General features: G+C 68.5%; 14 protein-coding genes. 7 read left to right on the forward strand and 7 right to left on the reverse strand.

The features are described 5' to 3' along the window. The first annotated feature begins 687 nt into the window (after positions 1–687). Positions 688–3,771 carry a S8 family serine peptidase gene (locus A4R44_RS22185; protein ID WP_232791716.1) on the forward strand — a complete coding sequence of 1,028 codons (3,084 nt, stop codon included), beginning with the start codon at positions 688–690 and terminating at the stop codon, positions 3,769–3,771. Between the two features lie 29 nt (positions 3,772–3,800). Here the strand turns inward: A4R44_RS22185 and A4R44_RS22190 are convergent, their stop codons facing one another. Then, complete coding sequence (locus A4R44_RS22190) at positions 3,801–4,802, reverse strand: LuxR family transcriptional regulator (protein WP_067583852.1); 1,002 nt, start codon at positions 4,800–4,802, stop codon at positions 3,801–3,803. Positions 4,803–4,925: 123 nt separating this feature from the next. Here A4R44_RS22190 and A4R44_RS22195 point away from each other — a divergent pair, with 123 nt between their 5' ends. Next, entirely contained in the window at positions 4,926–5,450 is a 525-nt protein-coding gene (locus A4R44_RS22195; protein ID WP_067583853.1) for a hypothetical protein, read from the forward strand. Here A4R44_RS22195 and A4R44_RS22200 read toward each other — a convergent pair. From A4R44_RS22200 to A4R44_RS22210, 3 genes are all read right to left on the reverse strand, one after another. Then, the gene (locus A4R44_RS22200; RefSeq protein ID WP_067583855.1) at positions 5,396–5,815 is read right to left on the reverse strand and encodes an ATP-binding protein; all 420 of its coding nucleotides are present in this window, start codon (positions 5,813–5,815) and stop codon (positions 5,396–5,398) included. The genes A4R44_RS22195 and A4R44_RS22200 overlap by 55 nt on opposite strands. 64 nt (positions 5,816–5,879) lie before the next feature. Next, entirely contained in the window at positions 5,880–6,656 is a 777-nt protein-coding gene (locus A4R44_RS22205) for a SigB/SigF/SigG family RNA polymerase sigma factor (RefSeq protein ID WP_067583858.1), read from the reverse strand. Beyond that, on the reverse strand, positions 6,653–7,069 hold the full coding sequence (locus tag A4R44_RS22210) for an anti-sigma factor (RefSeq protein ID WP_067583860.1): 417 nt from the start codon (positions 7,067–7,069) through the stop codon (positions 6,653–6,655). The genes A4R44_RS22205 and A4R44_RS22210 overlap by 4 nt, the downstream gene beginning before the upstream one ends. A 149-nt stretch (positions 7,070–7,218) precedes the next feature. Between A4R44_RS22210 and A4R44_RS22215 the strand changes: the two genes are divergently transcribed. The 3 genes from A4R44_RS22215 to A4R44_RS22225 all read left to right on the forward strand — a co-directional run bounded on the left by A4R44_RS22215 (position 7,219) and on the right by A4R44_RS22225 (position 9,043). Further along, positions 7,219–7,524: a WhiB family transcriptional regulator gene (locus tag A4R44_RS22215; protein WP_009086013.1), complete on the forward strand. Its 306-nt coding sequence runs from the start codon at positions 7,219–7,221 to the stop codon at positions 7,522–7,524. A 219-nt stretch (positions 7,525–7,743) separates the two neighbouring features. Continuing rightward, positions 7,744–8,097: an STAS domain-containing protein gene (locus A4R44_RS22220; protein WP_009086015.1), complete on the forward strand. Its 354-nt coding sequence runs from the start codon at positions 7,744–7,746 to the stop codon at positions 8,095–8,097. Positions 8,098–8,257: 160 nt separating this feature from the next. Next, a complete protein-coding gene (locus A4R44_RS22225; RefSeq protein WP_067584081.1) occupies positions 8,258–9,043 on the forward strand; it encodes a metal-dependent hydrolase in 786 nt (261 codons plus the stop codon). 4 nt (positions 9,044–9,047) lie between these two features. Here the strand turns inward: A4R44_RS22225 and A4R44_RS22230 are convergent, their stop codons facing one another. Beyond that, positions 9,048–9,800, reverse strand: coding sequence for a nuclear transport factor 2 family protein (locus A4R44_RS22230; protein WP_232791717.1), 753 nt, complete (start codon positions 9,798–9,800; stop codon positions 9,048–9,050). Positions 9,801–9,995: 195 nt separating this feature from the next. On the opposite strand from A4R44_RS22230, the gene A4R44_RS22235 reads away from it, so the two are divergent. Continuing rightward, the gene (locus tag A4R44_RS22235; RefSeq protein WP_067583868.1) at positions 9,996–10,541 is read left to right on the forward strand and encodes a TetR/AcrR family transcriptional regulator; all 546 of its coding nucleotides are present in this window, start codon (positions 9,996–9,998) and stop codon (positions 10,539–10,541) included. Here the strand turns inward: A4R44_RS22235 and A4R44_RS22240 are convergent. Further along, positions 10,538–11,116, reverse strand: coding sequence for a helix-turn-helix domain-containing protein (locus A4R44_RS22240; RefSeq protein WP_067583871.1), 579 nt, complete (start codon positions 11,114–11,116; stop codon positions 10,538–10,540). The genes A4R44_RS22235 and A4R44_RS22240 overlap by 4 nt on opposite strands. Before the next feature lie 93 nt (positions 11,117–11,209). Between A4R44_RS22240 and A4R44_RS22245 the strand changes: the two genes are divergently transcribed. Then, positions 11,210–12,376, forward strand: a complete 1,167-nt coding sequence (locus tag A4R44_RS22245; protein ID WP_067583873.1) for an MFS transporter — start codon at positions 11,210–11,212, stop codon at positions 12,374–12,376. Here the strand turns inward: A4R44_RS22245 and A4R44_RS22250 are convergent. Next, positions 12,347–13,588 carry an MFS transporter gene (locus tag A4R44_RS22250; protein ID WP_067583876.1) on the reverse strand — a complete coding sequence of 414 codons (1,242 nt, stop codon included), beginning with the start codon at positions 13,586–13,588 and terminating at the stop codon, positions 12,347–12,349. The genes A4R44_RS22245 and A4R44_RS22250 overlap by 30 nt on opposite strands. Positions 13,589–13,630 lie beyond the last annotated feature (42 nt).

Consider the following 13,630-nt stretch of genomic DNA (forward strand, 5'->3'; position numbering starts at 1 on the left):
ACAACCGCGACACCGCGAGCTAGTGACGTGAACCCCGGCTCGCCCCGAATCTTGTGCGATGACGTGGAGATCACGAGCTATCACTCTCGGCTGCACGGGCGCACTGGTCGCGGCACTCGGCCACGCGGCGCCCGCGGCGGCCGAGCCTGCGAGCGGTTCACCGGCGCCTGGCCCCGGTGAGCGGCACACGGTCACCTTGCTCACCGGTGACGTCGTGCAAGTCGAAAGCGTCCAAGGCGGCAGGCAGATCGCGACGGTCCGGCCGGGCGAGGGGCGGGAGAACATCCGCTTCACCCAATCCGAAGTGGACGGCAAACTGCAGGTCATCCCGGCCGACGCGGTGTCGCTCGTGGCGGACCACCGCCTCGACAAAGCCCTGTTCAACGTCACCGACCTGATCGCGCAGGGGTACGCCGACGAGTCGAGCCCGACGGTGCCGATGATCGCGCACTACGCGAAGGGCGTCTCGATCGCTGCCGCGCCGACGCTCGCCGCCACTACGCTGGGCGCTGAACTGCCCAGCGTGAACGGCCGTGCGGTGCGGGAAGACAAGAAGCGCGCCGGCGAGTTCTGGCAGTCCTTCACCGGTCCGCACGCGGCTTCCGGTGCGGTGGAACGGATTACGCTGGACCGCAAGGTGCACGCGTCGCTCGACCGCAGTGTCCCGCAGATCGGGGCGCCGGAGGCGTGGGCGGCCGGATTCGACGGATCCGGCGTCGCGGTGGCCGTGCTCGACACCGGCTACGACCCCAACCACCCGGACCTCGCGGCAAGGTCGCCAAGTCGGCCAACTTCTCCACCAGCCCGGACGTCGTCGACCGGTTCGGCCACGGCACGCACGTCGCGGCGACCATCGCGGGCAGCGGCGCGGCCGCGGGCGGCACGCGCAAGGGCGCGGCTCCCGGCGCGAAGCTGTACGTCGGCAAGGTGCTCGGCGACGACGGCACGGCCTCGGCTTCCGAAGTCCTGCAAGGGATGGAGTGGGCCGCGACGTCCGGTGCCAAGGTGATCAACATGAGCCTTGGCGGCGGCGCGACCGACGGCACCGACGATCTCAGCGCCGGCCTCAACGAACTCACCGCCCGCACCGGCGCGCTGTTCGTGGTCGCCGCGGGCAACGACGGCCAGGATGGCGCGTCGACCATCGGCACGCCTGGTACCGCGGACTCCGCGCTGACCGTCGGCGCGGTTGACCGCAAGGATGAGCTGGCCCCGTTCTCCAGCATGGGCCCGCGCCAAGGCGACCAGGCCGTGAAGCCGGACATCACCGCGCCTGGCGTGGGAATTGTCGCGGCGCGCGCGGCTGGCACCTCGCTCGGTGAAGTAGTGGATCAGTACTACACCGCGGCGTCCGGCACGTCGATGGCGACGCCGCATGTCGCTGGTGCGGCGGCGATTCTGGCGCAGCGGTATCCACAATGGACGGCTCAGCAGCTCAAGGATGGCTTGGCCAGTACGTCGAAGCCCTCCGCGGGACTCAACGCGTTCCAGCAGGGCGGCGGACGGGTGGCCGTCGCGGCCGCGGCGGTGCGTCCCGGGGTCTTCGCGACCGGTACGCTGAACCTCGGCCCGGTCACCAACGACAGCGGACCGGTGCGCAAGGAAATCACTTACACCAACACGACTTCCGCGCCGATCACCATCACCCCGAAGCTCGACCTGCGCCGCGGTGACGGTGCCACGCCAGGCGACGCGGTGAAGCTCGAAAAGTCCACTGTGGAGGTTCCGGCCGGCGGGACCGCGACGATGGCGATCACCGTCGACTCGGCCGCGCTGGTGCCCGGCAACTACACCGGCAGCGTTCTCGTCGGCGCGGTGCACACGACGGTCGGTCTGGTGAAGGAACCGCCGAAGCACAAGGTGACCGTCACCGGCATCGGCCGCGACGGCAAGGCGCACCCGATGGACCTCCAGATCTTCGGCGACGACATGCGCTACGACATCGTCCGGGACGTCGTCAGCGACCATCCGTTCGTCACCGAGCTTCCGGAGGGCACCTACTACGCCCGCGCGATGTTCCACACCGGCCTGGCTCCGGACGAGGAACTCGCGATCGTGCTCAAGCCCGAGTTCACCATCACCAAGGACCTGAACCTGGTGATGGACGCGCGGAGCGCGGTGCCGGTGGAGATCAAGACACCGCGGCCGTCGACGCTGGAAAACATCATCAGCAGCTACGCGCACCGCGAATTCGGCTCGCGCAAGATCTCGAACTACGTCATGGAATTCCCCGGCGTCCGGCACATCTACGTGACGCCGACGCAGAAGGTCAAGAACGGAACCTTCGAATTCGGCACCCGGTGGCAGCTCACCGCGCCGATGCTGACCGCGACCACGTTGCCGTGGGTCGCCGTCAAGACCGAGCTGTTCTACTACGCGTCTTCTCCGGCGATTTCCGGGTTCAAGTGGCTCGGCGTCGTTCCGGTCGACGGCGGCAAACCGGAGCAGTTCGCCAAGGCGCGCGGGAAAATCGCACTGGTGATCCCCGCGAAGGACGGCACCAATCCGGATACCGCGGCCAAGCAGGCGGCCGCCGCGGGCGCCGCGATGGCGATGGTTGTCAGCCTTCCCGGCGAGCACACGTACGCACACTGGCAGCCGCGCGGCAATCGCCTGCCGATTCCCACCGTGCGGATCACGAACGAACAGGGCATGAACCTGGCCGACCGCGCCAGATTCGGTTTCACCAGCATGTTCCTCCAGGGCACGCCGGTGAGTCCGTACCTGTACGACATCATGCAGGTGACACACGACCAGATTCCGCAGAAGATCGTCTACCAGGTCAGCGAACGCAACAGTGCGACGGTCACCGCGAATTACCACGCGACCGGCAAGGACGAGTGGCTTTCCGAGCAGCGGTTCGGCTGGCGGCCGTGGGAAAAGACCGCGATCAACCAGTACCAGCGGTACGCGCACACCGGAACGGCTCGCGAGGAAATCGTTTCGACCGACGAAACGATCTGGCAGCACCGAGTGAACAACAAGCTCAGCTGGGACACTTTCCAGCCGCTGGCGGTCGGCATGCTCGACCAGCCGCACACGCTCAGCCCGGGACAGCGGGCGACGGAGAACTGGTACGCCCCAGTGGTCCGCCCGGCGATCCCGCGCGGAGCCGGACTGGAAACCTCGCGCACCGGCGACACTTTCGCCTTCCGCATCCCGGAGTTCGCCGATCCGGAAACCTCGCACTACGCGTTTTCCGAGTCGGGGATCGGCGAGGAGCCGGATCAGGTGAGCGCGAAGCTTTATCAGGACGGAAAACTCGTCAAGGAAGGCCCGGCGGCGTGGGGCAAGTTCCCCGCTTCGGCGGACCCGGCGAAGTACCGGCTCGACCTGTCGCTGACCAAGTCCACGCCGGACTGGGCCTACGGCACGCACACCGAAACGTCGTGGACCTTCGGGTCGAAGCGGCCCGCCGAAGGCACCACGGACTTGCTTCCGTTGCTGCAGGTGGATTACGGCGTGCAGACCGATCTGACGCAGAAGGCGCGCGCCGGGCGTTCGCTGCCGGTCGAGTTCACCGTCCGCAACCAGGACGGCATGGCCGCGCCGAAGAATCCGCAGCTGACCGTCGAAGTGTCCTATGACGACGGTCGCACGTGGACGAACGTCAGGCGGATGGACAGCCTCGGCGGCGGCCGCTTCCGCGCCGTGGTCGACCAGCCGCGGCTGGACCGGACCAACGGATTCGTCGCGTTGCGCGTGCACGGCTCCGACGGTGACGGGAACGCGGTGCGGCAGACGGTACTCCGCGCCTACGGGCTCTCCTGAGAAAGAGGCAGCCGGATAGCCCCTCGCGGTTATCCGGCTGCCGCGGGCTCGTCGAGCCAGCCCTGCCTGCTGACCTCCCACGCCAGCTGCATCCGGGTCTGCACGTTCATCCGGGACATCAGGTCGTGGATCCGCCGCTGCACGGTCCGCTGGCTCACCGCGAGCCGCGTCGCGATCGCCTTGTCGGTGACCCCCGCGACCAGCAACGACAACAGGTGCAACTCGTCCCGGTCCGGACCGGCGCCGCCGGCAGCGTCCTGCGGAGTCCCGTCCGCACGAAGCGGCCACGCGCGTTCCCAATAGCTTTCGAACAACGCGATCAGCGCGGCCAGCAGACTGCTCTCGCGGATCAACGCGGCGGTCGGTTCGCCGGAGCCGTCGAGATTCTGCACCAGCGGGCACAACGCGATGGTGCCGTCGGCGATCGCCAGCCGCACCGGAACCACGGTCGAGGACCGTGCCTCCTCGCCGTGCCGGATCCCGTGCGCGACGTTCTCGATCATTCCGGGCTCTTCCAGCATCGCCCGCTCGTAGACGACCCGGTACCGCACGCCGCGAGCGAGCGCGTCGTACTCGTCGGCGTTCTCGCCCGACGCCATCGCGATGTGCCCGGCCCGGCAGAACCACAGCAACTCGTGCCGGGCGCCGACCTGGATGTTCGTCAGCTGCTGCCGGATCGCCGCGCTGCCGGTGATCACCTCGACCAGCTGGGTCGCGTCGCGGCGCCGCGCACCGCCGCGGTACTCCTCGGCCATCCGGCTGACCGCGGTGCGCGCCCATTCCAGGGATTCCTGCCCGCGCATCAGCAACGGCCCGAACGCGACGTCCGGCGGCGACGGCGCGTACCTCGGCTCGTCCCCGGCGACCAGGCTGACCAGCCCCTTGGCGTGCAGCGAACGGAGGATCGCCGACACCTCTGCCGCGCTCAGCCCCAGCTGCTCGGCCACCTGACGCGGTCCGGCGTCGAACATCCCCACGAGGAGCCGGTAGACCCGCTCCTCGTCCCCAGTCACCCCGATTGCGTCCAGCATCCGGCGAGCGTAAGGCAGCCGCAATGCGGCGAACGGGATAGAGCGGAACAATGCCAGTTCGGACGCGGCCCGGACACACCGAACTACGCTGCCGCCTCGGCAACTCGATCAGGAGGTACGACGATGGCTGACGGCCCGGTTCCCCCGGCCTCCCCCGACCCGCGCGATCAGGAGTTCGTTGACCGGCTTTATCCGCGGCGCAGTTCCGCTCAGCGGCTCACGCTGGTGGCCTGGCTCGCGGCCGCGGCGGTCTTCGTCACCGGAATCGTCTTCTTTGTGCTGCCGGTGACGACTGTCTACTACCTCGACCGCGGCGAACGTCCCATCGATGTCCGAACGATCTACGGCACCCGAAGCGATCAGGCGTTGCTGCTGCCCGCGAATATGTTCGGCGAAGGCAACCCGCCCAGGACCGGTACAAGTTACCGAATCGGCTGCGGCACGGCGCTCAACTCCCCGGACAGCAAGCTGGCCGCGGAGTCGCGCGGAGCGGAAGCCTGCTCGATCGCTGAACGACCGCGGATGATCGTGGGCTGGCTCGGGGTCGGAGCAGGGGTGCTCGGCGCGGCCGGGCTCGTGGTGGGCCGACGTCGTCAGCTGAGGGCGAACGCCGCCCAGACGCACTTCCCGCCCTCAGCCGGGTCATAACCCCAGCGGCGGGACAACGCGCGCACCAGCTGAAGTCCCCGGCTGCGCGCCGCGGACGGGGCGACCGGTTCCTTCAGCTGCGGAATGGCGGCAGACGTGTCGAAGACCCGCACCATCAGTTCGCCGTTCTCCAGCCGCAGTTCCAGCCGGTCCGGCCGGTCGCCGTGCTCGAAGGCGTTCGTGACCAGCTCGGAGGTCGCCAGCAGCACGTCGTCGCGCAGCTGGGCGGGAACGTCGAGCTGCGCGAGCGCGGCGCGAACCTGGGCCCGCGCGATGGCGGGCGCGGTGACGTCGTCCGGAAGCTCCAGCAGCACGGTGGCGGCAGTCGCCCCGGTGCTCCTGGTCGGCATCCTCGACGTCGTCATGGCTTCTGCACCTCCCGGCCGCTGTGCTCGCATGTGGTGTTTACCCAACTCGGCCGAAGGCGAATCAGGTGCCCTCGGTGATGTCAGTCTCGGCCAGTCCGGTCCGGAGTTTTTTCAGCGTCGCCGCGAGCAGCCGCGACACCTGCATCTGGGAAACCCCGACGCGGCGCGCGATGTCTGACTGGCTCATCCCGGACCCGAAACGCAACGCCACGATCTTGCGCTCGCGCTCGGGCAAACTGTCCAGCATCGGCCGCAGCGCCTCGCGCAGTTCCGCCTGGCCGAGGTTCGCGTCCGGCGCGCCGAAGCGCGTGTGCGCGGAGTTCTCCAGCAGGTTGTCCAGCGAGGCTCCGTAACGGCCTTGACCGGCCCGCAGGCCCTCGTAGACGTCCTCGATCGGCACGCCGAGATGACGCGCGATCTCACTGGGCTTCGGCGCGCGCGAGAGCCGCACGGTCAGTTCTTCGCGGGCGGCCGAGATCGTGGCGTTGAGTTCCTTGAGCCGCCTCGGCACCCGGACCGACCAGCTGTTGTCCCGGAAGTGGTGGCGCAGTTCGCCGGAGATCGTCGGCACTGCGAAGGCGAGGAAGTCCGTGCCCTGTGTGGGGTCGTAACGGTCCACCGCGTGGATCAGGCCGACGGTCGCGATCTGCACGAGGTCGTCCATCGCCTCGTCGCGGTTGCGGAACTTCCGGGCGAGGTTGCGTGCCAGTTCGAGATGCTCGCGCACCAGCCGGTCCCGGATCTCGTCGCGGCGGGGCGCGTGCTCGGGCAGCTGCGTGAGCTCGTGGAACAGTGCTGCCACGTCGGTGGGCTTGTCGCCGCCGGCGGGGATCGTCACGAGCTGGCCGCCTCACTCTCCCGGACCAGTTGCACCCGGGAGAGATACCGGCCGTTGGCCGGGGTCACGGTGCGTCGCGCGGAGGTAGCGAGCGCGGTCAGCAGCTGCCAGGACAGGCCGGTCTCGTCGCCGTGCTCGGCGCGGTCGGAGACGACCGACACCGTGACCTCGATCCGGCCTTCCAGCCAGGAGAACACACAGGTCAGTTTGCCGTCGGCGGCCGAGGGCAGCAGCATCGAACAGGCCTCGTCCACGGCCATCCGCAGGTCCTCCACCGCGTCCAGGTCGAAGTCCTGGCGCATGGCGATGTCGGCCACGATGGTGCGCAGGGTGGGCACCACGTGCGGGATAGCCGCCGTCCGCACCTCGATGAGCTGTGCGTCCTCGCGCTCAAGCGGGGCGTTCTCCTCCACGTGCTGTCCTCTCTCCGGCGTCCCACGCCAGTCTTTCGTGCCCGATCTGCCACATGCCCGGGGGGTGAGCAAACCAAACCCGGGTTTGACCGCCGCGACCGGCGGGCATGTAGCGGTCGAGCGCTGATCCCGGGAAAGGTGGGGACGACATGGCTGACGTGAGCCGACTGCCGAACGTGGTGGCCGAGGAGTGGGAGTGGCAGCTTCAAGGCTCGTGCCGCGGCGCGGACAGCAGCCTGTTCTTTCATACCGACAATGAGCGAGGCTCCGCGCGCGAGCGCCGCGAGTCCCGTGCCAAGGCGATCTGCCACACCTGCCCGGTGCTGGCCCAGTGCCGCAAGCACGCGATGACCGTCGAAGAGCCGTACGGGATCTGGGGCGGGCTCGGCGAGATCGAGCGCCGCGAGCTGTTCATGCGCGAACGGCGCGCGAAGCGCAAGACAGTGTCCGCCTGAGCTGACTGGCCCCCGCGACCCGCGCGCCCACCTGCGGTGCGCGGGGTGCTGTGTGTCCGCCGTCGCCCGCGCGCCAAGGCGTAGCCGTGTGCCGACGCGGACTCAGTCACCCACTGGGTTAGGGTTGAGTCTCCAGATGCTTGGGACCGTGACACGGTTGCCGCTTGAGACTACAGGCGCGTACCGGCGCAGGAGCAGCGCCTGACGAGGAGAAACTGCATGCCCGCAGCCGACCAGAACGCCACTCCGCCCGGATTCGGCATCACGCTGGACACCGCGGCCGCCGAGCCGAGGGTGGTGGTCACGGGTGAGCTCGATCTGCTCACCAGCCCGCAGCTGCAGGAAGCTCTTGCCGGATTGATCGCGGACAAGAATTCCCGTCGCGTGGTGGCCGACCTCACCGGGGTGACCTTCTTCGACTCATCGGCGCTGAACGTCGTCCTGCACGCCCAGCGGCAGGCCGGGGAGCAGGACGTCGAACTCGAGGTCGTGCCGAGCCCGGCGGTCAGCCGGGTGATCGAGCTCACCGGCGTGGCCGAACACCTGAGCGTGTCGGAGGAACCTCCGGCCTGATCGCCCGATACGGTCGCGCGGACTGACTGTGCCGATCGTTACTGATCCGACCACAGTCACGGCCTAATGGCTTCGTAGCAACGGTTACGTGCCGTGCGGGGTCGGCCTGCTTGTGGCCGGATTAGTAACCTGGTCCGCGACCTGGGGGATAACCATCATGATGGGGCGCACGCACGCCCTGACCGGCTGGTGCGCGGGGCTCGCCCTCGCGCCCGCGGTCGGTGTCGGCTCGGTGCACCAGGCGGTGGTCTTCGCGGCCACCACGGCCGGATTCGCGCTGCTGCCGGACCTGGACCATCCCAGCGCCAGCGCGACCCGCCTGTTCGGCTGGCTGACCGGGGCGCTGTCGTGGCTGCTGCGCCGGGTGTCCGCGGCTGTATACGCCCTGACGAAGGGCCCACGCGACGAGAAGGTGACCGGCACGCACCGGCACCTCTCCCACACCCTCTTGTTCGCCGTCGCCCTCGGCGCGGCTACCTCCGCCGGCTGTACCGCCGGTGGGGCTTGGGCCGTGCTGGGCGTGCTGCTGTTCGGCTTGCTGCTCGCGGTCGCGGCACTGGGCGACTGGCTGCTGCTGCCGTATGGCGGCGCGGTGGTCTGGTGGTACTTCACCGCGCCGGACGACCGAGTAGCCCAGCTGGCGGACATCTCCGGCTGGCTCGGCGTCGCTGTCGCCGCCGGCTGCTTCGTGCACTGCCTCGGCGATTCGCTGACCGAGTCGGGCTGCCCGTTCCTGTTCCCGCTGCCGATCGCGGGGGAGACCTGGTACGAACTCCGCCCGCCGAAGCCGCTGCGGCTGCACACCGGGAAGAAGGTGGAGGCGCGGCTGGTGTTCCCGGTGTTCGTGCTGGTGGGGATCTTGCTGGTGCCGGGGGTGTGGGACTGGACGGTGGCGACGGTGGAGCACCTGTTCGCGCCCCCGGCTTCGCAGACCGCGACTCAGTAGCGGCTCATTCCGGCTCGGAAAACACCGGTGCCCCGGAGTAGTCGCGGGAGTGCGCGATCCGCCCCTCGCGCACCGTCAGCACCATCACGTATGTCGACACGTACGGCTTGCCTTCGTACTCCCCGTGCAGGTCGTATTCGGCTACCAGCACTTCCGGATCGCTGGTCTCGTGCACCACGACCCGGTCCGCCTTGGTGATCCGGCGGCGCTCCCCGGCCTGGTGAAAGCGTTTGCGCAGCTCCTCCCGGTCACGCGTCACCTTCGGCACTCCGGCCGGGGCGAACGGGATTTCGATCACGACGTCGTCGGAGTACAGGTCGGCGAGATCGTCCCAGCGGTTGTCGACGGCCGCGTCGAGGAAGCGCTGGAAGACCTCCTTCGTCCCGCGCAGTGCGGTTGCCGCGCCGGTGTTCGGGTAGTCGCGGTACCGGGTGACCTCGCCGTTCCGCACGGTCAGCAGTCCGGCGGACGACGGGAGCCGGTAGCTGTGCCCGGTGTGCGGGTTGCGGCCCTCGGCGACGAGCTCGACAGCGAACCCGGCCGCGGTTTCCGTGGTCGTGACCTCGACTTTCTCCAGGCCGATCCGGGTCGCGACGGTGCTGCCCGCGCCGAGCGTGGCCAGTACGGCGTCCCGGCCGGTCGAGCGGTGGCCGGTGAACGGGATTTCGTAGACGGCGTCCTCGGCGAGAACATCGGCGAGCGACGCGGCGTCGAAGGCGCTCAGCGCGTTCGCGACGATCTCAGCTACTTCGGACACGGTGCGGGGCATCAGAAACCTCATGAGGGAAGACCAGCGGATAATCGGAACGGGGCACCCGCTTCCGAAGATACGGAGTATCAACTCCGGTTGTCAACGACGGCCTGGAGATCTGAGACACGGTCAGAAGCGGCGGAGATCGTTCCAAGGAAGAATCGGACGACCGCACCACTTTGAGATCAGAGGAGATAGCCGGTGGAGAAGCCTGCGCTCCGCGCGGACGCGCGCCGGAACCGCGCCCGTGTGCTGGCTGCCGCCGAAGCAGCGTTCGCCGTCGACGGGCTCTCGGTGCCCCTCGACGACATCGCGCGATTGGCTGGCGTAGGCGCGGGCACTGTCTACCGGCACTTCCCCAGCAAGGAAGCACTGTTCCAGGCCGTCGTCGTGGAGCGGCTGGAGCAGTACGGCGTCGAGGCACAGGAGTTGATCGACTCCGACGAGCCAGGCGAAGCGTTCTACGACTACTTCACGCGCGTCATCGAGCAGGCGTCGCGTAACCGTGCGATCTGCGAAGCGCTCGGTGAGACAAGCGGTTCTGCGTACAAGGCCGAAGCAGCGGAGCGGTTTCGCGTGAACCTCACTGCGCTTCTGGAACGCGCGCAAGCCGCAGGCGCTGTACGCACGGACATCGACGGCGAAGACCTTCGCGCGCTCATCGTCGGCGCGCTCGCGGTGGAGCGCTTTACGCCGGACAGTCGACACCTGGTGCGCGTACTGCTGGACGGTCTGCGCAAGGTCTAGCGGCGGCCGGTGCGCAGGTGGATGCGTTCGCCGGACTTGCTGAAGAGGCTGAGGATTTCGACGTCGCCCTTGCCCGCGGCACCGAACCAATGCGGGATGTGGCAGTCGAACTCGGCCGCTTCGCCGTGTCCCATGATGAAGTCGTGCTCGCTCAGGCGTACGCGTAGGCGTCCGCGGAGAACGTAGAGCCATTCGTGTCCGTCGTGGGTACGCAGGTGGGGCTCTTCGTCGTGCGCCGGGATGAGTTGTTTGTAGGCGCGGATTTCGCCCTGGTGCCGGGACAACGCGATCAGCACGCGCCCGTCCTTCTTGGCCGGTTGCTGGGGCACGCGCGGGTCGACGATCCGAGGCGCGGCGACGATCTCGTCGAACGGTACGCCCAGCGCCGCGGTGATCGGCAACAGCAGTTCGAGGCTCGGCTTGCGCTGCCCGGATTCCAGCCGGGACAACGTGCTCGTCGAGATGCCGGTGGCTCGTGCGAGGTCGGCCAGGCTGACGCCCTGGTTGTCCCGCGCCTGCCGCAGCCGGGGCGCGATCTGTTCGAGCACGCTGTCGACGGTGGGGTGGTCGCTCATGCGGCGCAGTCAACCAATGCGTCCCGGAAACGGCAACGTTTCTTGCCGCTTCCGGTGGTGGATTCCGATCCTGGTCGCGGAGGTGCTTGTTTGATGAGCAAGACCATCGAAACGTCCGCACGCCTGCCCGTCGGCGTCTATCTGCTCTCCTTCAGCCTGTTCGCGATGGGCAGCGCGGAGTTTCTCCTGGCGGGCGTGCTGCCCGCGGTGGCCGGCGATCTCCAGGTTTCGTTGTCCTCCGCCGGTTTTCTCATCACCGCGTTCGCGCTCGGCGTCGTCATCGGCGGGCCGCCGTTCGCCGTGCTCAGCCTGCGCTGGCCCCGCCGCACCGCACTGATGGCCACCCAAGGAGTGTTCGCCGCCAGCGTCGCCGCCGGGCTGCTGGGCGACTACCCGGTCTTGCTGGTGAGCCGGGTCGTCTCGGGCGTGGCCTACGCCGGTTTCTTCGCCGTCGCGTCGGTGACCGCGATCAGCCTCGTCACCCCGGACCGCAACGCCCGCGCCTCCGGGGTCGTGGTCAGCGGCCTGAGCGTGGCCATGGTCGCCGGCGGACCGGCAGGCACGTTGCTCAGCCATTTCACCCAGTGGCGCGGCGGATTCTGGGCCGTGGTCGCACTGACGCTCGCCGCGGTCTTCGCCGGTTCGCTCGGGATCCCCGCGGCGACCCGGCCGGCGGCTCGGCCAAGCGTGGCGGGAGAGCTGGCCACGATCGGCAAACCGCGGCTCTGGGGCATTTACGGGATCACGATCCTCACGACAGCGGCGTACATGATCACGTTCAACTACCTCTCCGCCATGCTCGCCGAGATCACCGGCGTCCCCACGGTCTGGATCCCCGCGGTCCTCGCCCTTTTCGGTATCGGCGCTTTCGTCGGCCTCTCCGTCGGCGGACGCATCTCCGACCGGCGACCCCACCCCGCGCTCCTCTCCGGAGCTGTGGCGATCGCGGTTCTTTCGGTCGTCATGATCATCGCGATCCACCACACGTGGGCGATGCTTCCCACGGTGTTCCTGCTCGGAGTAGCGGCTTTCGTGCTGAATCCCGCGATCTACGGCCGGGTCTTCGCCATCGCCGCCGACGCTCCGGCACTCGCCGGGGCGACCACGGTTTCGGCTTTCCAGTTGGGGATCAGTGCCACTCCCGTTCTGGCGGCAGCCGCGCTTACCCAAGGCACTGCCCTCGCCTGGGTCAGCCTCATCGGAGCCGTCCTAGCCGCGCTTGCTGTCCCCCTAATCGTTCTTGACCGCACCCTCAGCTAGCGGCAGATCGCGCATCTTGCGAAGCGGCGAAGCGATGAGAATCGCTGACGCGGCAAGGATTCCGATGCCGCACACGTACAGCGTGACCCGGGTCGAGGTGAGTTCGGCGATGAAGCCGCCGAGCAGGCTGCCGAGCGGGGCAATGCCGAAAACGACCGTCTGCGACACCGACGAGACACGGCCCAACAGTTCGTGCGGGGTGACCGCCTGCCGGAAGCTCGTCTCGAACACGCCGAGCACGATGATCCCGAAACTCGACCCGAAACCGCCCGCTACCCACCAAGCGAGGCCCCAGCCTTGGGTCGCGAAGGCGTTGAGCAGGAACGAAACGCTGTACACGGCGGCACCGAAATACAACGCCCGCGCGGCGCCGAAGCGCGCGCCGAGCCGTCGCGCGATTCCGCTCGCGAGCAGGGCTCCGATCAGCGAGATCGTGCCGAGCAAGCCGATCATGAACGGTGCGACGTGCAGGTCGCGGACCATGAACACCGTCGACACCGCCATGAACATCGACTGGAACAGGCTCGACACGGCACCGTGCAGGGCGATCGCCCGCAGGAGCGGATTGTGCACAACCGTCCGCAGTCCCTCGCCGATCTCGCGGCGGAGGTTCCGCTCCGCGGGCTCGGGCCGCGCGTCCGGCATGCGAATCCGGCGCAGCCAGGCGGCGGACCACAGGTAGGTCAACGCGTCGACAGCCATCGCGCCCGCACCGCCGACGAACTGCACGATCATCCCGCCGAGACCCGGCCCGGCGATCGCGGCGACGGACAGGTTCGTCTGCAGCCGGGCGTTCGCGTCGGGCAGTTCGCCGCGTTCGACGAGGTTCGGCAGATAGGTCTGGTGCGCGACGTTGAAGAAGACGGTGAACCCGCCGGCCAGCAGCACGACGACGTACAGATGGCCCAGCGTCAGCGATCCGAAGACCGCGGCGAGCGGCACCGAGCCGATGAGTGCCGCACGGGCGAGGTCGGCGGTGATCAGCACCGGCCGGTTGCGCATCCGGTCGCACCACGCGCCCACCTGCAGTCCGAGCAGCAGGTACGGGAGTGTGCTCAGCGTCCGCAGCAGCGAAACCTCGGCCACGGACGCGGCGAGTGTCGTGGTCGCCAGCAGCGGGATCACCAGGAAGTCGATGCGGTTGCCGACCTGGCTGAGGACGTCGGCGAGCCAGAGCCGCCGGAAGTCCGGCGAGCGGAGAATCCCCCTCACGCGGACAGTGTTACATAAGTTGAGTCTGTATATGTCAAGTTG

Source organism: Amycolatopsis sp. M39 (assembly GCF_001651785.1).
GTDB lineage: Bacteria > Actinomycetota > Actinomycetes > Mycobacteriales > Pseudonocardiaceae > Amycolatopsis > Amycolatopsis rubida.

What these genes read in the sequence shown, in the direction of transcription:
- A4R44_RS22200 (WP_067583855.1), bottom strand. Translation starts at nt 5,815, where the DNA reads ATGACGACGTCGAGGATGCCGACCAGGAGCACCGGGGCGACTGCCGCC.
- A4R44_RS22225 (WP_067584081.1), top strand. Translation starts at nt 8,258, where the DNA reads ATGGGGCGCACGCACGCCCTGACCGGCTGGTGCGCGGGGCTCGCCCTC.
- A4R44_RS22190 (WP_067583852.1), bottom strand. Translation starts at nt 4,802, where the DNA reads ATGCTGGACGCAATCGGGGTGACTGGGGACGAGGAGCGGGTCTACCGG.
- A4R44_RS22215 (WP_009086013.1), top strand. Translation starts at nt 7,219, where the DNA reads ATGGCTGACGTGAGCCGACTGCCGAACGTGGTGGCCGAGGAGTGGGAG.
- A4R44_RS22220 (WP_009086015.1), top strand. Translation starts at nt 7,744, where the DNA reads ATGCCCGCAGCCGACCAGAACGCCACTCCGCCCGGATTCGGCATCACG.
- A4R44_RS22245 (WP_067583873.1), top strand. Translation starts at nt 11,210, where the DNA reads ATGAGCAAGACCATCGAAACGTCCGCACGCCTGCCCGTCGGCGTCTAT.
- A4R44_RS22240 (WP_067583871.1), bottom strand. Translation starts at nt 11,116, where the DNA reads ATGAGCGACCACCCCACCGTCGACAGCGTGCTCGAACAGATCGCGCCC.
- A4R44_RS22195 (WP_067583853.1), top strand. Translation starts at nt 4,926, where the DNA reads ATGGCTGACGGCCCGGTTCCCCCGGCCTCCCCCGACCCGCGCGATCAG.